Origin of the sequence: Neptuniibacter sp. QD48_55 (assembly GCF_047778115.1) — a bacterium.
Taxonomy (GTDB): Bacteria; Pseudomonadota; Gammaproteobacteria; order Pseudomonadales; family Balneatricaceae; genus Neptuniibacter.
In genome coordinates this window covers 2723858-2743435 of sequence record NZ_CP180555.1, presented here as the reverse complement: position 1 = coordinate 2743435, position 19578 = coordinate 2723858, and the positions used below count along the sequence as shown (strand labels likewise).

Sequence of the window (19578 nt, the reverse complement as noted above, 5' to 3'; positions counted from 1 at the left end):
CTTCGGGTTATATGGTCAAGTGACTAAGCGTGCACGGTGGATGCCTTGGCAGTCAGAGGCGATGAAGGACGTTGTAACCTGCGATAAGGTTCGGGGAGGTGGTAAACAACCTTTGATCCGGACATTTCCGAATGGGGAAACCCACCTATTTATAGGTATCTTTTAACTGAATACATAGGTTATTAGAGGCGAACCTGGGGAACTGAAACATCTAAGTACCCAGAGGAAAAGAAATCAACCGAGATTCCCTAAGTAGCGGCGAGCGAACGGGGACCAGCCCTTAAGCTTTATTAGATTTAACAGAACACTCTGGAAAGTGTGGCCATAGTGGGTGATAGCCCCGTATGTGAAAGGTCTTTTAAAGTGAAATCGAGTAGGACGGCACACGTGAAACGCTGTCTGAATATGGGGGGACCATCCTCCAAGGCTAAATACTCCTGACTGACCGATAGTGAACCAGTACCGTGAGGGAAAGGCGAAAAGAACCCCTGTGAGGGGAGTGAAATAGACCCTGAAACCGTGTACGTACAAGCAGTGGGAGCCGTTTTCGGACGGTGACTGCGTACCTTTTGTATAATGGGTCAGCGACTTACTTTTAGTGGCAAGGTTAAGCATTTGCGGAGCCGTAGGGAAACCGAGTCTTAATAGGGCGTCCAGTCGCTAGGAGTAGACCCGAAACCGAGTGATCTATCCATGGGCAGGTTGAAGATGCGGTAACACGCATTGGAGGACCGAACCGACTGTCGTTGAAAAGCCAGCGGATGACTTGTGGATAGGAGTGAAAGGCTAATCAAACTCGGAGATAGCTGGTTCTCCTCGAAAACTATTTAGGTAGTGCCTCGTGTCTAACCATGGGGGTAGAGCACTGTTTCGGCTAGGGGGTCATCCCGACTTACCAACCCGATGCAAACTCCGAATACCCATGAGTTCAATCACGGGAGACACACGGCGGGTGCTAACGTCCGTCGTGGAAAGGGAAACAACCCAGACCGTCAGCTAAGGTCCCAAAGTTTATGCTAAGTGGGAAACGATGTGGGAAGGCTTAGACAGCTAGGAGGTTGGCTTAGAAGCAGCCACCCTTTAAAGAAAGCGTAATAGCTCACTAGTCGAGTCGGCCCGCGCGGAAGATATAACGGGGCTAAGCATAACACCGAAGCTACGGATGCACTTTGTGCATGGTAGAGGAGCGTTCTGTAAGCTGTTGAAGCGGAAGCTGTAAGGCACCGTGGAGGTATCAGAAGTGCGAATGCTGACATGAGTAACGATAAGGGAGGTGAAAACCCTCCCCGCCGGAAGACCAAGGGTTCCTATCCAACGCTATTCGAGGTAGGGTGAGTCGGCCCCTAAGGAGAGGCTGAAGAGCGTATCCGATGGGAAACAGGTTAATATTCCTGTACTGCTCATAACTGCGATGGGGGGACGGAGAAGGCTAGGCTAGCGCGGCGTTGGTTGTCCGCGTTTAAGGTAGTAGGTTGAGGACTTAGGCAAATCCGGGTCCTTAAGACCGAGAACCGATGACGAGGTCCTTTATGGACTGAAGTAGTTGATGCCATGCTTCCAGGAAAATCCTCTAAGCTTCAGGTTATGACTAACCGTACCCTAAACCGACACAGGTGGTCAGGTAGAGAATACTAAGGCGTATGAGAAAACTCGGGTGAAGGAACTAGGCAAAATGGCACCGTAACTTCGGGAGAAGGTGCGCCGGTTTTGGTGATGGGACTTGCTCCCTAAGCTGAGGCCGGTCGAAGATACCAGGTGGCTGCGACTGTTTATTAAAAACATAGCACTCTGCAAACTCGAAAGAGGACGTATAGGGTGTGACGCCTGCCCGGTGCCGGAAGGTTAATTGATGGGGTTAGCACTTGTGCGAAGCTCTTGATCGAAGCCCCGGTAAACGGCGGCCGTAACTATAACGGTCCTAAGGTAGCGAAATTCCTTGTCGGGTAAGTTCCGACCTGCACGAATGGCGTAACGATGGCCACACTGTCTCCACCCGAGACTCAGTGAAATTGAAATAGCTGTTAAGATGCAGTTTACCCGCGGCTAGACGGAAAGACCCCGTGAACCTTTACTACAGCTTCACAGTGGACTTTGACATTACTTGTGTAGAATAGCTGGGAGGCTTTGAAACCCTGTCGCCAGATAGGGTGGAGCCACCTTTGAAATACCAGCCTGGTAATGTTGAGGTTCTAACCCAGTTCCCTAAGCGGGATCGGGGACATTGTGTGGTGGGTAGTTTGACTGGGGCGGTCTCCTCCCAAAGAGTAACGGAGGAGCACGAAGGTACCCTCAGCATGGTCGGAAATCATGCAATGAGCGCAAGAGTAGAAGGGTGCTTGACTGCGAGACAGACACGTCGAGCAGGTACGAAAGTAGGTTCTAGTGATCCGGTGGTTCTGTATGGAAGGGCCATCGCTCAACGGATAAAAGGTACTCCGGGGATAACAGGCTGATACCGCCCAAGAGTTCACATCGACGGCGGTGTTTGGCACCTCGATGTCGGCTCATCACATCCTGGGGCTGAAGCCGGTCCCAAGGGTATGGCTGTTCGCCATTTAAAGTGGTACGCGAGCTGGGTTTAGAACGTCGTGAGACAGTTCGGTCCCTATCTGCCGTGGGCGTTTGAGATTTGAGAAGAGTTGCTCCTAGTACGAGAGGACCGGAGTGAACGAACCTCTGGTGTACCGGTTGTGATGCCAATTGCATTGCCGGGTAGCTACGTTCGGACGGGATAACCGCTGAAAGCATCTAAGCGGGAAGCCTCCTTCAAGATGAGATCTCACTGGGAACTTGATTCCCCTAAAGGGCCGTTGAAGACTACGACGTTGATAGGTTGGGTGTGGAAGCGCTGTGAGGCGTTGAGCTAACCAATACTAATTGCCCGTGAGGCTTGACCATATAACGCCCAAGGCGTTTGGCAAGTGACTTGTAAGATACGTAAGACGATAGAGAGTAACGAATTAGCGCGTAGTTAAACTACAGTCGATAAACTATCTAGATCAAATAAAAGAAGAATCAGATCTAAGTTGTAACAGTTTTGCTTGGCGACCATAGAGTTGTGGAACCACCTGAATCCATCCCGAACTCAGACGTGAAACGCAACATCGCCGATGGTAGTGTGGGGCTTCCCCATGTGAGAGTAGGTCATCGCCAAGCATTTAATTAAGAGAAAACCCCGGTCACGCTGTGATCGGGGTTTTTTCGTTTATAACCGTGTTTAGAGTGCAGCTAGGCAAGCAGAGAAAATATCAAATATGGGTGGGTAATCTAAAGGCTGGTCATGCTTTATAGAATAACGCACACTGATACGCTGTCCTTCGCTGTCCTTCGCTGTCCTTCGCTGTTAGCAACCAACGCCGGCTATAGACTCTTGTCGCTAGTGTCTTATTCTTTATTTCTGGTATGCTTAGCGCGCAATGCGAAACCTCTAAGGAAAAATTGATAGATGTATACTGAAGATGATATTCGCCGCCTTAAATGGCAGAGTCGACGTGGTATGTTGGAACTTGATGTTCTTTTTGTTCCGTTTGTGGAAGAGGCTTTTGCAGACTTAGACGAGGCTGATCAAGATCGCTTTGTTAAGTTATTAGATGAGGAAGATCAGGATCTATTTGTATGGCTTATGGAGCGAGAAGTACCAGCTGATCCTGACTTGCAAAGGATTGTGAGGATTATTCTGGAGCGTGTTCAGCCTAAATAACGAACCTATCTCTCCTTCCTGTACCCTGCTAGTTATATATAGTGGGGTGCATCTTAGTGCGTGCTTTGCTCTTTTTTACTCTGCGATTCCTTTATACATAGCTGTTTTAGCTACAGTAGCACTTCTATGTAGTTTTCTGTTTTATTTAAATGAAAGGGTGCTATTAAGGTCCCCTCTGTCCATTGTTGGTATTACTTGGAATGGGGAAAAGGGAGTGATTTCATTACTGCAGAGAAACCAGCAACGGATTTATGTGACCCGTATTAAGCAAAAGGTGATCACTCCCTTTGTGATCGTCATGTTGTGCAAAAGTGACCGTCGCTTTTACACTATACCTGTTGTAATAATGCGTCGGAACTTCAATGAAAATGCTTTTAGACGGCTGCGGGTTCTTTTGTTATACAGTCCGCTTTATGGCCTTAATTCCAATGAAAATTGATTGGCGTTAAGATTGTATCTAGTGCTTCAGGTCCCAGGTCTGGGAAATCCAGTGTGTAGTGGAGTCCACGACTTTCCTGCCTTAGCATTGCTGAGCGAATAATCAAATCAGCAACGACGGCCAAGTTACGCAGCTCCAGTAGATCGTTACTGATTTTGTAGTTACTGTAATATTCGCTAATCTCTTGCTGTAAAAGATCTATGCGATGCTTAGCTCGTTGTAGTCGTTTGGTCGTTCTCACAATGCCTACGTAGTCCCACATGAAACGACGTATCTCATCCCAGTTGTGAGAGATAATAACATCTTCATCTGAATTGGTTACTTGAGACTCATCCCATGCTGGTATGATTGATTCGTCTAGAGGTGCCGTTAGAGATTGTACGACATCGTCTGAAGCAGATTTTGCATAGACAAGGCATTCAAGAAGGGAATTACTAGCCAATCGATTGGCACCATGAAGCCCCGTAAATGAGGTTTCGCCAATAGCATAAAGCCCCGGAATATCGGTACGGCCTTTTTCGTCTGTCACGACACCACCGCAAGTGTAATGGGCAGCAGGTACAACTGGAATTGGTTCTTTAGTGATGTCGATGCCTAAGCTTTTGCAGCGCTTATAGATGGTTGGGAAATGAGACTTAATAAATTCTTTAGATTTGTGGCTGATATCTAAAAATAGGCAGTCACTACCTAGCCTTTTCATCTCGTGGTCTATTGCGCGAGCAACGATATCTCGCGGTGCTAATTCGCCTCGCTCATCGAAGTTATGCATGAACGGCTGGCCATCAGGCAGTAAAAGCTTTCCGCCTTCACCGCGAACGGCTTCTGTAATCAAAAAGGACTTGGCTTGTGGGTGATACAGGCAGGTAGGGTGGAACTGATTAAATTCCATGTTACCGACACGGCAGCCAGCACGCCAAGCCATGGCGATCCCATCTCCCGTGGCGCCATCTGAATTACTCGTGTAAAGATAGGCCTTCGATGCACCGCCTGTAGCCAACACAACATGAGGAGCCTGAAACACCTCTACGTGTCCTGTTTCGTCATTAAGAATGTATGCACCTACACAGCGGTTGTGTGCTAAGCCTAGTTTCTTTCGTGTAATTAGGTCGACTGCAATATGGTGTTCGAATAGGTCGATATTTTCAGAGGCTTGGGCTTTCTCTATCAATGTTTGCTGAAGCGCTTTTCCTGTCGCATCTGCAGAATGGATGATGCGACGATGTGAGTGCCCGCCTTCTTTGGTTAGATGATAGTCGTCACTATCTTGGGTAAAAGGAACGCCTTGTTCAATCAGCCAGTCAATGCTTTCTCTGCCGTGTTCGACTGTGAATTCTACTGCGTTTTTATGACTAAGATGTCCGCCAGCAGACATGGTGTCTTCGATATGTGCTTGTGTGCTATCTTCAGTATCGAGTACTGCTGCGATACCGCCTTGAGCTAGCCATGTGGAACCACTCTTAAGTTCTCTTTTACTAAGAACTGCAACACGCGCATTTTGAGCTAGGTGAAGGGCCATGCTGAGTCCAGCAGCGCCACTGCCAATAATTAAAGCGTCGTAGTGATAGTGTTGCGTCATGCTGTGCTCTTCTTAACTAGAGGGTTCTTGGCTTGAAAAGGTGAGTGTGTATTTTAGTGGTAAGTTTGAGGATAAAACTAGCTTATTAGATGCGTTTCATCGGAATTGAGCAACAATTTTGCATTTTTTTTTGGACTTAGGGAACTTAAGCAGTTTTGAATGCTCATAGAAGTGTTCCGGCACTCTGATGAGGTAATATGTTGTATTAGTTGAAAGTTATTGCTGCTTTAGCTTCTATATTTATAGAGATAGGTATTAAGGACAGTTTAAGGAATATTGAGTGTCGAGTGAAAGTCAGACAGCAGTTGATCAAAAGCTGGTCGAGCGGGTAAAAGCGGGCGATAAACGTGCTTTTGATCTTCTGGTAAAAAAATACCAACATAAAATTGTTGCGTTGATTGGTCGTTATGTTTACGACCAACATGAAGCATTGGACGTGGCGCAAGAAACTTTCATTAAGGCTTATAAAGCGATACCAAAATTTCGCGGAGATAGTGCTTTCTATACATGGCTTTACAGAATTGCTATCAACACAGCCAAAAATCACCTTGTCGCTCGTGGTAGGCGTCCTGCTGATGTGGATGTTGACGATGCGCAGTTCTTTGAAGGTGATAATGCTTTGAAAGATATTGAGACACCGGAAAACAAATTGTACAAGGATGAGCTGGAAGCAGTGATTCGGAAAACTCTGAATAAACTACCTGAAGACTTGAGGGTGGCCTTAACACTCAGAGAGTTTGAAGGTATGAGTTATGAGGAGATTGCTGGGGTTATGGATTGTCCCGTAGGCACTGTGAGGTCACGTATCTTTAGAGCACGTGAAGCAATTGATAAAGAAATTATGCCGCTTTTAGCGAGCTGATCCTGCAAAGGTAAATTGAGGTAAATTCTATGGATGATCGATCTACAGAATCTGTTTCGGCGTTGATGGATGGCGAAGTTGCAGACTTTGAGTTACGACGTACTCTTGATCGCATAGAGCAGGAGCCAGAATTGGCTGAACAATGGCAGCGATATCATTTAGTTCGTTCAGTTATGAAAAATGAAGAAGCGGAATTGAGCGGCTTTGATATCAGTGGTCAGGTTATGCAGGCCCTAGATCAAGAGCCTGATTTGGAAGTTGTGACTGCCGTACCCGAAGTGAAGTCCGAAACTAAAGGAAACTCTTTTTGGAAGCCGCTTGCTAGCATGACTGCAGCTGCTTCTGTGACGGCAATGGTGATTTTGGGCGCCCAAACTTACAATCAGCCTGAAAACGATACGATTGCTGATAATCGCCCGAACTATGTTCTTCCAGGCAATACAGTTTCCGATGATCTAGTCAGAGCGCAGTTTGGTAACCGTTCGATGATTTCATCACAGGGGCAAGAGCCTGAAATTATTCGTTTATCTGAAGGTGTAGAGCGTTATGTATCTCAGCATAAACATATGCTTTCACACCAAGAATCTGGTTGGGAGGCAACATGGTTGCCAGAAGGCTTTTCGGGTAAACGTAGAGATGTGATGGCGCACGCTGAAGTGCAAATGTTCAGCAATGGACATCATTCATTTACCGTTTGTGTTGAAAAATATGGTCGTCAGTCCGTTCCTGAAGGTGCTGTTCAGTCAGACGGTATGGTGACTGTAGGTAAGCGTATTGGTGATCAATTTGTAACAGTCGTTGGAGATGTTCCTCTAATGATTGCGGAACGTATTGCTGCTTCAGTAGAACGTAAATGATTGAAGAAAGCGGGAAAGTTGTAGAGGTCAATGAGCAAGGCGTATGGGTTGAAACCATGCGCCAGAGCGCTTGTGCTAGTTGTGCTGCTCGAAATGGTTGTGGACAAAAACTGTTAGTGCAGGCTGGACAGGAGAAACGGTTTATTTTTCTCGTTAATAATCCAACTTCTCTTCACGTAAAAGCTGACGATAGTGTGCTTTTGGGCATAGAGGAAGGAGCATTTGTTAAAGCAACTGTCTTTATGTATTTGTTGCCATTGCTAGCGCTATTTCTTGGGGCCGTGATAGGGGATTTTATCTGGGGAGATGAGCTGGTTGTGATCGCATCTTCCTTTATTTCTCTTATCGCAGGGTTTGTTTTTGTTCGCTTTAGTAGTTCCGCTTTCTTTAGTTCCTGCCAATATCAACCGACGCTAATTAAAGTTATCTAACCCCGTTTTTTGATAGACATAGGTGTTTGTTTTATGAAATCTATATCAAAATTCATTGTCGCAACGATTATCCTTATTGCACTACCTATTCATGCTGCAAGCTTGCCTGATTTTAAATCGCTGGTAAAAGAGGCTTCACCTGCAGTGGTGAATATTAGTACTGTTCAAAACAAACCGCATCAGGGGCAGTCGCACCCATTTCAGGGACCAAATGGAGAAGAAATTCCGGAAATCTTTCGTCATTTCTTTCGTATGCCTGAATTTGAACAGGGTGAGCGCCCACGTCGTAGGGCTCCTCAATCCTTAGGGTCTGGTTTTATTATTTCTGAAGATGGTTATTTACTAACCAATCATCATGTTATTGCGGAAGCTGATCAGGTTATCGTGCGCTTAGCTGATCGTAGGGAGTTAGAAGCTGAAGTCATCGGTTCTGATAAGCGCTCTGATGTAGCGTTGTTAAAAATCGATGCTGAGGATCTACCGACAGTTGAGCTGGGAGAGTCTAAAGCGCTTGATGTCGGTGAGTGGGTACTAGCGATAGGCTCTCCATTTGGTTTTGATCATAGTGTGACAGCAGGGATTGTTAGTGCTAAAGAACGTGCATTAGCAGGAGATACTTATGTTCCGTTTATCCAAACTGATGTAGCTATTAATCCGGGTAATTCTGGAGGTCCATTATTTAATCTGGATGGTGAAGTTGTTGGGATTAACTCTCAGATTTACACTCGTTCCGGTGGTTTTATGGGGCTTTCCTTTGCTATACCTATTGATGTCGCGATGGATGTTGCGGATCAATTAAGGAAACATGGTTATGTTACCCGCGGTTGGCTTGGTGTGGTCATTCAAGAGGTTAACCGTGATCTTGCTGAATCATTTGGGTTAGAAAAGCCGGCTGGGGCTTTAGTTGCAAAAGTGTTACCTAAGAGTCCAGCAGAAAAATCCGGTCTTCTAGAGGGCGATATTATTCTTAAATTTGAAGGTGCGGATATTATTCGATCTTCAGATCTACCTCACCATGTAGGTCGAGTTAAACCAGGTAAAAAAGCTAAGGTTTCAGTCATTCGTGCGGGGCGTGAAATGACCATTAAGGTCGAAATCGAGGCATTACCAACGCAGGATGAACTTGCTAAAACTAACGTTCGAAAGCCAAAAGAGGATAAAGGCAATCGTCTAAATATTCAGGTCGCTGAACTTGACCAAAAACGTAAAGAAAAATGGCAAGTGAGTAAAGGCGTTGTTGTTCGTAAAGTTCTACAAGGGCCAGGTTCAGATGCAGGTTTGATGGTTGGTGATGTCATCACTATGCTAAATGGCGAACAGATCTCCAGTGTTTCTGACTTCAATAGAGTATCTACCGATATAGCATCTGGAAAGTCGGTTCCGATGCGGATTGTTAGGCGAGGAAGTCCGTTATTTATTCCATTACGAGTATCGGATTAAGTTGTATAAAATTCTAAGGGGGCTAAGGCCCCCTTTTTCGTAGCCCAGTTTAAGCAAATGCTGTAAACTTGCGCCTTTCCAGCGAGTATTAGAGTAGCGGTAGCCTGCACGTGAGCAACCTTAAAAATATCCGAAATTTTTCTATTATTGCCCATATCGACCACGGTAAGTCGACTTTGGCCGATCGTTTTATCCAAATGTGCGGTGGCTTAAGTGACCGTGAAATGGAAGCTCAGGTTCTTGATTCCATGGATTTGGAACGTGAGCGTGGTATTACCATTAAAGCGCAGAGTGTTACTCTGAATTACAAGGCGCAAGATGGTGAAACTTACCAGCTTAACTTTATCGATACACCGGGCCACGTAGATTTCTCCTATGAGGTTTCTCGTTCTTTAGCCGCTTGTGAAGGTGCGCTTTTGATCGTTGATGCTGCGCAGGGTGTAGAAGCTCAGTCAGTTGCTAACTGCTATACAGCAATCGAGCAAGGTTTAGAGGTTGTCCCAATTCTAAACAAAATGGACCTGCCTCAGGCTGAGCCGGAGCGAGTTCGTGTCGAGATTGAAGAAGTTATCGGTATTGATGCTACCGACGCAGTAGCTTGTTCTGCTAAAAGCGGTATGGGTGTAGAAGACGTTCTTGAACAGTTAGTTAAGGAAATTCCACCGCCTGAAGGTGATGTTGATGCTCCTCTACAAGCCCTAATTATTGATTCTTGGTTTGATAATTACCTAGGCGTTGTTTCTCTGGTGCGTGTAACTCAGGGTACATTGCGTAAGAAAGACAAAATTCTAGTTAAATCTACGGGTCAAAACTATCAAGCAGAATCGGTAGGTATTTTTACACCTAAGCAGAAAGAAACCGGTGTTTTGCATGCAGGTGAAGTAGGCTTTATTGTTGCGGGTGTTAAAGACATTCATGGTGCACCTGTAGGTGATACATTGACCCATGTTAAAACGCCAGATGTCGAAAGCCTACCTGGTTTCCTGAAAGTACAACCTCAGGTTTACTCTGGTCTATTCCCAACAAGCTCTGATGATTACCAAGATTTCCGTGAAGCATTAGATAAGTTGACCTTGAATGATGCTTCGTTGTTCTTTGAGCCCGAAACATCAGATGCACTTGGTTTCGGTTTCCGTTGTGGCTTCTTGGGTATGCTGCACATGGAGATCATTCAAGAACGTCTTGAGCGTGAATATAATCTGGATTTGATCACTACAGCTCCAACTGTAATTTATGAGTTGGAGATGAATAATGGTGATGTTATACAGATTGATAGCCCTTCTAAGCTTCCTGATCCTGGTTCAATCAACGAGATGCGTGAGCCAATTGTTGAAGCGAATATCCTTGTTCCACAAGATTATCTAGGACAGGTGATCGGACTATGTGTTGAGAAGCGTGGTATTCAAAAACAGATGAACTACGTAGGTAACCAAGTACAGATTACTTATGAACTACCGATGGCGGAAGTTGTTTTGGATTTCTTCGACCGTTTGAAGTCTGTAAGTCGTGGTTACGCTTCTCTTGAATATAATTTCGTACGCTTTGATCCAGCGAAATTGGTGCGTATGGATATTCTTATCAATGGTGATAAGGTCGATGCCTTAGCCGTTATTCTGCATCGTGATAATGCTCAATTCCGTGGCCGTCAGCTATGTGAAAAGATGAAAGAGGTTATTCCTCGTCAGATGTTTGATGTGGCAATTCAGGCTGCTCTTGGTGGTAAGGTCATTGCTCGTACAACAGTTAAAGCATTGCGTAAGAACGTAACCGCGAAGTGTTATGGCGGTGACGTAAGCCGTAAGAAGAAACTGCTACAGAAGCAGAAAGAAGGTAAGAAACGTATGAAGCAGGTGGGTAGTGTAGAGATCCCACAGGATGCGTTCCTTGCAGTACTTAAAGTTGATAGCTAATTATCAGGAAGGGCATTGTTAGATGGATTTTGATTTCGCATTAGTGCTGGTTGCGTTAACTTTCATCTCCGGCATCGTTTGGTTTTACGACCGAATCTCTTTGAAACCACAAAGAGATGAACAGCTGAGAGTTGCTTCTGCCCAGGCGGAAGGACCGCTTCCTGATGAAGCCATTGAACAGATTAATCGTGTATCGGGTTGGGTCGATACGGGTCGATCAATGTTTCCAGTGCTTTTCATCGTTTTGGTATTAAGGTCATTCCTAGTAGAGCCTTTTCAGATTCCATCTGGCTCAATGTTGCCGACGTTGAAGATTGGCGACTTTATTTTGGTAAATAAATTTCACTACGGGCTTCGTTTACCTGTTTTGAATACTAAGTTTATTGAGATTAATGATCCTGAGCGTGGTGATGTGGTTGTATTTAAATTCCCTGAAAAACCATCTATTAACTATATTAAGAGAGTAGTGGGGCTTCCGGGTGATGTAATTAGTTACCAAAACAAGAAGTTGTTTATAAACGGAAAAGAGCAATCCCAACAGTTGTTGGCTCAATTACCACCACATAATCCACAGCGTTTGTTAATTAATGAAAATTTAGATGGTGTTGAACATCAAATGTATAGAGATGTTCGCAGACCAGCTCAGAATATGGAGTGGACTGTACCTGAAGGTCATTACTTTATGGTTGGAGATAATCGCGATAATAGTAATGATAGTCGCAGGTGGGGTTTTGTATCTGAAGATCTTCTAGTAGGTAAGGCATTTGCAGTCTGGATGCATTGGCCTACCTTTTTAAGTATACCGTCATTTGGTGATGTTCGCGTAATTGAGTAATGGAGGCTCTTATGAGATCTACTCTTAAGAAACAAGCTGGTGCGTCAATTTTTGCTAATTTGTTAGTACTTATTGTAGCTGGTTTTTTGTTTTCTATTGCATTCAAGTTATTTCCTGCATACGTAGATAATAGGACTTTTAATTCGGTTCTAGTTGACGCTATGAACGATCCTGAAGAACTTGCTAAAGGGCCTAAAGGTATAAAAGCTAGTGTCAGGAAAAAACTGGTGATAAATCAACTGAATTTACCGCAAAAAGATTCGTTAACAGTCTTTGAAGATGACGGCATTATTACTGCAATACTTGATTATGAAGTTCGTGTTCCAATGTTTGGAAATATTGATGCAGTTGTAGTTTTTACAAATGAATATGAAGCTGAAACCCCTTGATTAAACCTGTATCCGATCTAGCCCGTCGTATAGGGCACCCATTTGCCGATGAATCATTATTTGAGTTGGCTCTCACGCATCGTAGTTGCGGTAAGAAGAATAATGAGCGTCTAGAGTTTCTAGGTGATTCAATTTTGAACTTTGTTATTGCTGATGATCTGTTCGCGCGCTTCCCGCAGGCTAAAGAAGGCGAATTAAGCCGCTTGCGTGCACGTATGGTTAAAGGTGTTACTTTGTCCGAAGTCGCACGTGAATTAGGTTTAGGAGATTACCTGCGTTTAGGTAGTGGTGAGCTTAAGAGTGGTGGTTTCCGTAGAGATTCAATCTTAGCTGATGCTGTAGAAGCTATTATCGGCGCCATCTATCTAGATTCCGATATGGAAACGGCCCGTGGATTTATTCTTTCTTGGTTTAAAGCTCGTTTAGAAAAATTAGACCTAAATGAGACTCTTAAAGACTCTAAAACACGTTTGCAGGAGTTTTTGCAATCGCGCCGTTTAGCTTTGCCAACTTATGAGTTAATCAATGTAGAAGGCGAAGCTCATGATCAAACCTTTTACATTGATTGTACAGTGACTGGGTTAGCTAAGCCTGCTAAAGGTATTGGTAGCAGTCGCCGTCAAGCTGAACAAGAAGCCGCAAAACATGCGCTGATAGAGCTGCAGGTGGAGAAATAGTTATGGCTGAAGATTTAATGCACCTGCTGGAACCTCGCAATCCAGATCAAAAATGTGGATTCGTAGCGATTGTTGGTCGTCCAAATGTTGGTAAATCGACATTGATGAACCATATATTGGGACAGAAGTTGAGTATTACTTCGCGTAAGCCTCAGACAACTCGTCATCAGATTATGGGTATCAAAACGGAAGATGATCTACAGATTGTTTATGTGGATACTCCAGGTTTACATAAAGATGACGGGAAAAAAGCTTTAAACCGTTATATGAACAAAGCTGCATCAGACGCATTACGTGATGTTGATGTTGTTGTTTTTATTGTTGACCGTACTGCTTGGACTGAAGAAGACCAGATGGTACTGGACAAGGTCAAACATGCTCGTTGTCCGGTTATTTTAGCTGTAAATAAAGTCGATCAACTTAAAGACAAAACGGCGTTATTACCTCAGATGCAGACGCATTCTGAGCGTATGGACTTTGCTGAAATGATTCCTCTTTCTGCTAAAGATGGGCATAACGTCGAGCAACTTGAAGAGCTAATCGCCAAGCATATTCCTGAGGGTATGCATCACTTTCCTGAAGACCAGCTAACAGATAAAAGCTCACGCTTTATGGCTGCGGAGATGGTTCGTGAAAAGTTGATGCGTAATTTAGGCGATGAGATTCCTTATGGTACTACCGTAGAGATCGAAGAGTTTAAATACGCCAAAAACGGTGTTCTTCATGTGAGTGCGCTTATTCTTGTGGAACGTGATGGACAGAAACGAATCGTTATCGGTGATAAAGGTTCGCGCATCAAAACAATTGGTCGTGATGCTCGCATGGATATGGAGCGTATGTTTGATGCTAAAGTAATGCTTAACCTATGGGTTAAAGTTCGTCGTGGTTGGGCGGATGATGAAAGAGCATTGCGTAGTTTGGGTTATGACAACACCTAACACAGCATGAGTCATTCTGATCCGCAGGCGGCTTATGTCCTCCATAGCCGCCCTTATCGCGATACTAGCCTTATCGTTGATTTCTTCACTCTAGAACATGGTAAAGTCTCCGCTGTTGTTCAGGGCGCGCGTAGGCCCAAATCTAAATTACGTGCATCAGTACAGCCTTTTGTGCCCATTCAAGTTAGTTGGCGTGGGCGTAACGACCTCAAAACATTGACTCAAGCTGAACCTGTGGCTGCTATGCTGTTCTTGAATGGCGATGCATTACTCTGTGGCCTGTACGTCAATGAGTTGCTAGAGCGGTTGTTGCAGCCTTTTGATGGTCACCCTAAGCTCTATGTTTATTATCAGTATGTTTTAAATGAGTTAGTATCTGGAGAAGATATAGAGGGGGCACTACGCACCTTTGAGCATCGTTTGCTTGATGAGCTTGGGGTGTTACCGGAACTGGAGCAGACATCTGCAGAGTCAGTATATTGTTTTAACCCTGAGCATGGCTTTGTTCCTGTTAGCGAAGTAACGGAGAAAAACAAGGCGTCTTGCTTTTATGGTTGGCAGTTATCAGCGATTGCTGTCGATGATTATTCAGACATTCAAGTTCGCAGAGCCGCTAAGCGGTTGATGCGAAATTTAATTGATCGTGCTTTAGGGCATAAGCCCTTGCGTAGCCGAGAGCTATTTCAAAAAATGTGAGGAAAGTGGTGTGATTGAACCGTCCCGTTTGTTATTAGGGGTCAATATTGACCATGTGGCTACGATTCGCCAAGCGCGAGGTACACGCTACCCAGATACTGTTCAGGCTGCTGCGCTAGCGGAAGAGGCCGGTGCGGATGGCATTACTATTCATTTGCGAGAAGATCGCCGCCATATTCAAGATCGTGATGTTTATTTGCTCAAAGAGACATTGCAGACACGTATGAACTTTGAGATGGCTGTTACTGAAGAGATGATTGCCATTGCTGAAGATGTAAAGCCTGCTCATTGTTGTTTGGTTCCAGAGAAGCGCGAAGAGTTGACGACCGAAGGTGGATTGGATGTCGCTGGTCAAGAAGGGCGGGTGAAAGAAGCCTGTGATCGATTAGCTGGGGCAGGTATCGAGGTGTCTCTATTTATTGATCCGGAGCCAGCACAGATTGATGCAACTATTCGTTGTGGTGCTCCTGTGATTGAATTGCATACAGGTGCCTACGCAGAAGCTGAATCTTCTGCAGAACAGGCCGAAGAGCTGAAGCGTATTCGTGAAGCTGCTGCTTATGCTTATCAAAAAGGGCTAGTAGTAAACGCTGGTCATGGTTTGCATTATCATAATGTTGAGCAGATTGCTGAAATCCCTGAGATGAATGAGCTAAATATTGGCCACGGTATTATTGCTCGCGCTTTATTTGTTGGTTTAAAAGAAGCTGTATCTGAAATTAAGCAACAGATGCTTCAGGCTCAAGCTCGAATTCAGCCGCAAAGAGATGCATTGAAGCGATGATTCGAGGTATCGGGACCGATATTCTTCAGATCAGCCGCATGGAGCAGGCGTTGGAAAGAACGCCTGCCTTGCCGCAACGTATCTTATCTACTTCCGAATATGAACAGTTCCTCAAAGTATCCAATCCTCCTCTGTTTCTAGCTAAACGTTTTTGTGCCAAAGAAGCGATATCTAAAGCTTTAGGCACAGGTATTGGGCGAGGCGTTAGTTGGAAACATATTGAAATTACCAAAGATATGAATGGTCGTCCTGAAGTGAGCCTATCAGGAGGTGCAGCAGAGCGTGCCGAAAGGCTTGAAATTACATCTATGCATCTAAGTTACAGTGACGAGAAAGATTATATCGTTGCGTTTGTTGTTGCCGAGGGTTGAAGAGTTCTATGACTAGGGTTTGTGTAGTTACAGGTGGTTCTGTTGGTATAGGTAGAGCTGTCGTTGAACGTTTATTAGATGATGGTTACAAGGTTTATAACTTAGACCTAAATGAATCTGAGGTCGGCGAATTTATTCAATGTGACATGACCGATTCTACTCAGGTCTCACAAGCTATTGATCAGGTCATCAAGGAATCTGGTCGGATCGATGGCGTTGTATCTAATGCAGGTGTGCATTTTTCTGCAAACTTAGAAGATACCTCGGAAGAGGACTTTGATCGAGTGATGGCTATTAATGTCAAAGGTGCTTATTTTCTTTTACAGTCTGTGCTTCCTCAAATGCGAGAGCAGGGCGCTGGCTCAATCGTATTATTAGGCTCTGATCAGTCGGTCGTAGCTAAAAGAAACTCTTTTGCTTATAACATGAGTAAAGCTGCTTTAGCTTCAATGGCTAAAACCACAGCATTAGATTACGCATCTTTTGGTATTCGAGCTAATGCTGTTTGCCCGGGAACAATCGAAACACCGCTTTACCATAATGCGATTGACCGCTATTGTGAAAGAAGTGGAAGTGAAAAAAGTGTTATACATCAAGAAGAAGCAGCTTTGCAGCCATTAGGGCGCATAGGTCAGCCTGAAGAAGTTGCTGCACTCGTTGCATTGTTGATTGGTGATGATGCTCGTTTTATTACCGGTAGTTTGCAGTTAATTGATGGTGGATATACAACCCAGTAATTGAGCTGTAGAAGTAAAACTTGCGATCTAAAGGCGGTATATGAGTAGAGTGATAGACCCGCATGTGCACCTGTTTAATCTTGAAGATGGAGATTACCACTGGTTGCAAGAAGGGCATGAGCCTGAATGGTCTGATAAAAATAAAATTAGACGCAGTTATAACGAAAGCGATTTAAATCAATCTGGCTCAGCAGATATTGTTGGTTTTGTTCATATAGAGGCTGGTTTTGATAACTCTTCACCGTGGCGAGAACTGGAGTGGCTTGAGTGCCATTGTGAGTTACCTTTCCGATCCATCGCTTATCTAGATCTGACTTCTGATCGTTTTGGCGAGCATCTTGAAAAGCTTAAAGGGTTCACATCCTTAGTTGGTGTGAGATATATCTTAGATAATGCCGCTCAAGAAGTGTTGTCCGATCCGAATGTACTTAAGCGTCTTGAAATGCTGTCTGATAATCAGCTGATTTTTGAGGCCCAACTATCTTTGCCAGATCAAGGTGCGTCTTGTGCGCTTGCTGATATGATGCAGCAGTTGCCCAATTTGAAAGTCGTGATTAATCATTGTGGTTCTCCTTTACAACTAAATGAGCAGTGGATGAACTCGATTACCCGGCTTGCGCATCATCCTGAGTGTTATATCAAGTGCTCTGGTTGGGAGATGTTCAATCGTGATTGGCGTGTGGAACAAGCTAAACCCATTATAAGTTTTGCAATCAGGCAGTTTGGGCTTACGCGCGTGATGTTAGCGAGTAACTTCCCTGTTTCTGAATTAGCTTGCACCTATGCTGAAGTGTGGCAAAGGTATCTCAAAGAGATGAAGTGGAAGGGTTTTGAAAAGGATATGCTGATATTTGAAAATGCAAAGCGTATCTATCAGTTAGATATTGAATAATATGATGACCAAATTAAAAAGGGCGCTAAATATAGCGCCCTTTTGTATGGAGTGTGAAAATTACTTCACTTCAATACGCGGAGAGCGCTTTACTACTTCATCATTCAATTCGATGCCAATGCCTGGTTCTTCTGATACTTGGAAGAAACCATCTACAGGCTGCGGGTCTTGAACGCAAAGCTCGCGGTTCCACTGCTTAATAGCATAGGTATGATGTTCATGGATTAAGAAGTTTGGAATAGCCGTTTCTAAATGTAGAGATGCAGCTGTTGCTACTGGGCCGCCACAAACATGTGCCTGAATGCGAACATCGTATACATCAGCGTAATCACAAACCTTTTTAGTTTCTGTGAAACCACCGCATAAACCGATATCTGGCTGCAGTACATCTAGGCTTTGATCTTCTAGATAAGGGCGTACCCCCCAGCGATTATACAAACGCTCACCACCAGCAATAGGGACATTCACTTTGTCAGCTACGCGTTTATGTAGCTCCGAGTTTAGGTAATTTACCGGCTCTTCGAAGTACATGCAGCGCGCTTCCTCGACCAGCTCACCTAATTGGATTGCGGTTGAAGCGCCCGGCAAACTGTGACATTCAAAAATGATATCACCGTCATCACCCATGGTTTCACGGATAGCCATTAGTCGGTCGCGGAACATCTTCATCTCTTTATTAGTAAAGAGTTTAGTGCGGTCGAAGAATGTTTCACCTTTCTCGTTGTACATGATCGGATCGACTTTTACAGCGTCGTAACCTTCTGCTAGAGCTTTTTCAGTTGCTTTTGCATAATCTTCAGGATCAGTCAGAGCTTTAAACTCAGAATCCCAGTCAAATTGCAGCTGGCTGGCATAAGTGCGTAGTTTATCGTTAACTTTACCGCCAAGCAGTTGGTAAACAGGAAGGCCTAGAGCTTTACCTTTAATATCCCAAAGAGCAGTATCGATGGCACTCATTGCTGAATAAATAATTGGGCCTCCGCCTAAGCCCCAGAAGCTACCACGCAGCATCAAGTTCCAAAGGTCTTCAGTTTGGAATGGGTCACGACCAAGCAGCATCTCTTCTGCAAACTCTTTAATCATATGAGCTGCAGCGCTATGCCCTAAGTCGTAAGCTAAGCCAGCTTCGCCTACACCGCTGATGCCTTCATCTGTGTGTACGCGAACAAATACCGGATTCCAAACAGGGCGGTCCGGGCAGTGAATATCAAAAATTTCTACGCGATTTATTTTCATGAATCAGCCTTATTATTCGGTAATTTTCAGATTATTGCGCAAAACTTGGATCAAGTCGGTAGGCTTTACGAAGCATTGCAGGCCATGACTTCTGTCCACCGGTAGTTCCTGAATGAACGACATTTGCTTGTTTAGATATGCCATCAACGATTTCTGGAGCCACTTCTATAGCATCTTGACCTGTTGATTGAATTAATAATTGAATTTCACAAGCACGTTGTAGGTCATACATGCGCATAAATGCATCGCCTACGGTCGGACCAACGGTGAGAGCGCCATGGTTAGGAAGTAAAAGGTGGTTGTTATTACCCAAATCTTCTTTTAAACGCACTTTCTCATCCTGATTAACAGCAAGGCCTTCATACTGGTGGTAGCCTAATGAAGCCAATTGGAAACAGGAATATTGGCTAAGGGGTAATAGCCCGCATTTTAGGGAAGCTACCGCAATAGATTCTTTTGTATGCAAGTGAAGAACACAGTGTGCATCACTGCGTACAGAGTGAACGGCGCTGTGGATAGTAAAACCCGCAGGGTTAATATTGAAAGGGGTATCGTCGAGAATATTTCCTTCAAGATCAACCTTAACCAAGTTTGATGCGGTAACTTCATCAAATGTCAGGCCAAATGCATTTACCAGATAATGATCTGTTTCTGGCACTTTTGCTGAAATATGGGTATAGATTAGATCTCCCCAGCCTAAATCTTCCACTAGCCTGTAACAGGCAGCTAGATCTACCCGTACCTGCCATTCCTCTGGAGAAACTTTGTTTTTTAAATTGAGTTGTGGAAGCTCCAGCATAAAAAATCC

At 44.5% G+C, this 19578-nt stretch carries 19 protein-coding genes and 2 rRNA genes; 18 read left to right on the top strand and 3 right to left on the bottom strand.

Annotation, left to right across the window (positions count from 1 at the left end):
• Window positions 1–13: 13 nt before the first annotated feature.
• From ACMXYW_RS12745 to ACMXYW_RS12730, 4 genes are all read left to right on the top strand, one after another.
• Window positions 14–2898: ribosomal RNA gene (locus ACMXYW_RS12745) — 23S ribosomal RNA — on the top strand.
• A 142-nt stretch (window positions 2899–3040) separates the two neighbouring features.
• A 5S ribosomal RNA gene (rrf, locus tag ACMXYW_RS12740) occupies window positions 3041–3156 on the top strand.
• A 289-nt stretch (window positions 3157–3445) separates the two neighbouring features.
• Window positions 3446–3700 (top strand): succinate dehydrogenase assembly factor 2, encoded by a 255-nt coding sequence (locus ACMXYW_RS12735; protein ID WP_415896833.1) that lies wholly within the window; start codon window positions 3446–3448, stop codon window positions 3698–3700.
• Window positions 3684–4139 carry a protein YgfX gene (locus ACMXYW_RS12730; RefSeq protein ID WP_415904291.1) on the top strand — a complete coding sequence of 152 codons (456 nt, stop codon included), beginning with the start codon at window positions 3684–3686 and terminating at the stop codon, window positions 4137–4139. The genes ACMXYW_RS12735 and ACMXYW_RS12730 overlap by 17 nt, the downstream gene beginning before the upstream one ends.
• Here ACMXYW_RS12730 and nadB read toward each other — a convergent pair.
• A complete protein-coding gene (nadB, locus tag ACMXYW_RS12725; protein WP_415904290.1) occupies window positions 4120–5715 on the bottom strand; it encodes an L-aspartate oxidase in 1596 nt (531 codons plus the stop codon). The two genes, ACMXYW_RS12730 and nadB, sit on opposite strands and share 20 nt — an antisense overlap.
• A gap of 280 nt (window positions 5716–5995) precedes the next feature.
• On the opposite strand from nadB, the gene rpoE reads away from it, so the two are divergent.
• The 14 genes from rpoE to ACMXYW_RS12655 all read left to right on the top strand — a co-directional run bounded on the left by rpoE (window position 5996) and on the right by ACMXYW_RS12655 (window position 17534).
• Window positions 5996–6577 carry an RNA polymerase sigma factor RpoE gene (gene rpoE / locus ACMXYW_RS12720; protein WP_415885542.1) on the top strand — a complete coding sequence of 194 codons (582 nt, stop codon included), beginning with the start codon at window positions 5996–5998 and terminating at the stop codon, window positions 6575–6577.
• 29 nt (window positions 6578–6606) lie between these two features.
• Window positions 6607–7434 carry a MucB/RseB C-terminal domain-containing protein gene (locus ACMXYW_RS12715; RefSeq protein ID WP_415904289.1) on the top strand — a complete coding sequence of 276 codons (828 nt, stop codon included), beginning with the start codon at window positions 6607–6609 and terminating at the stop codon, window positions 7432–7434.
• Window positions 7431–7865 carry a SoxR reducing system RseC family protein gene (locus tag ACMXYW_RS12710; protein WP_415904288.1) on the top strand — a complete coding sequence of 145 codons (435 nt, stop codon included), beginning with the start codon at window positions 7431–7433 and terminating at the stop codon, window positions 7863–7865. Before ACMXYW_RS12715 ends, ACMXYW_RS12710 begins: the two co-directional genes overlap by 4 nt.
• A gap of 33 nt (window positions 7866–7898) precedes the next feature.
• On the top strand, window positions 7899–9305 hold the full coding sequence (locus ACMXYW_RS12705) for a DegQ family serine endoprotease (RefSeq protein ID WP_415904287.1): 1407 nt from the start codon (window positions 7899–7901) through the stop codon (window positions 9303–9305).
• 110 nt (window positions 9306–9415) lie between these two features.
• Window positions 9416–11215, top strand: coding sequence for a translation elongation factor 4 (gene lepA, locus ACMXYW_RS12700; protein ID WP_415899009.1), 1800 nt, complete (start codon window positions 9416–9418; stop codon window positions 11213–11215).
• Between the two features lie 22 nt (window positions 11216–11237).
• The gene (lepB, locus tag ACMXYW_RS12695) at window positions 11238–12050 is read left to right on the top strand and encodes a signal peptidase I (protein ID WP_415899008.1); all 813 of its coding nucleotides are present in this window, start codon (window positions 11238–11240) and stop codon (window positions 12048–12050) included.
• 11 nt (window positions 12051–12061) lie between these two features.
• Window positions 12062–12439, top strand: coding sequence for a DUF4845 domain-containing protein (locus ACMXYW_RS12690; protein WP_415904286.1), 378 nt, complete (start codon window positions 12062–12064; stop codon window positions 12437–12439).
• Window positions 12436–13116, top strand: a complete 681-nt coding sequence (gene rnc / locus ACMXYW_RS12685; RefSeq protein ID WP_415899006.1) for a ribonuclease III — start codon at window positions 12436–12438, stop codon at window positions 13114–13116. Before ACMXYW_RS12690 ends, rnc begins: the two co-directional genes overlap by 4 nt.
• 2 nt (window positions 13117–13118) lie before the next feature.
• On the top strand, window positions 13119–14054 hold the full coding sequence (gene era / locus ACMXYW_RS12680; protein ID WP_415882154.1) for a GTPase Era: 936 nt from the start codon (window positions 13119–13121) through the stop codon (window positions 14052–14054).
• Window positions 14055–14060: 6 nt separating this feature from the next.
• Window positions 14061–14750 (top strand): DNA repair protein RecO, encoded by a 690-nt coding sequence (gene recO / locus ACMXYW_RS12675; RefSeq protein WP_415899005.1) that lies wholly within the window; start codon window positions 14061–14063, stop codon window positions 14748–14750.
• A 13-nt stretch (window positions 14751–14763) separates the two neighbouring features.
• On the top strand, window positions 14764–15534 hold the full coding sequence (gene pdxJ, locus ACMXYW_RS12670) for a pyridoxine 5'-phosphate synthase (RefSeq protein WP_415901124.1): 771 nt from the start codon (window positions 14764–14766) through the stop codon (window positions 15532–15534).
• Window positions 15531–15905: a holo-ACP synthase gene (gene acpS, locus ACMXYW_RS12665; RefSeq protein ID WP_415904285.1), complete on the top strand. Its 375-nt coding sequence runs from the start codon at window positions 15531–15533 to the stop codon at window positions 15903–15905. The genes pdxJ and acpS overlap by 4 nt, the downstream gene beginning before the upstream one ends.
• 8 nt (window positions 15906–15913) lie before the next feature.
• On the top strand, window positions 15914–16642 hold the full coding sequence (locus tag ACMXYW_RS12660; RefSeq protein ID WP_415895683.1) for an SDR family NAD(P)-dependent oxidoreductase: 729 nt from the start codon (window positions 15914–15916) through the stop codon (window positions 16640–16642).
• A 40-nt stretch (window positions 16643–16682) separates the two neighbouring features.
• A complete protein-coding gene (locus tag ACMXYW_RS12655) occupies window positions 16683–17534 on the top strand; it encodes an amidohydrolase family protein (protein WP_415899003.1) in 852 nt (283 codons plus the stop codon).
• Between the two features lie 60 nt (window positions 17535–17594).
• On the opposite strand, the gene ACMXYW_RS12650 is transcribed toward ACMXYW_RS12655, so the two are convergent.
• Window positions 17595–18770: a mandelate racemase/muconate lactonizing enzyme family protein gene (locus ACMXYW_RS12650; RefSeq protein ID WP_415899002.1), complete on the bottom strand. Its 1176-nt coding sequence runs from the start codon at window positions 18768–18770 to the stop codon at window positions 17595–17597.
• A gap of 31 nt (window positions 18771–18801) precedes the next feature.
• Entirely contained in the window at window positions 18802–19569 is a 768-nt protein-coding gene (locus ACMXYW_RS12645; protein ID WP_415904284.1) for a class II aldolase/adducin family protein, read from the bottom strand.
• Between the last annotated feature and the right edge of the window lie 9 nt (window positions 19570–19578).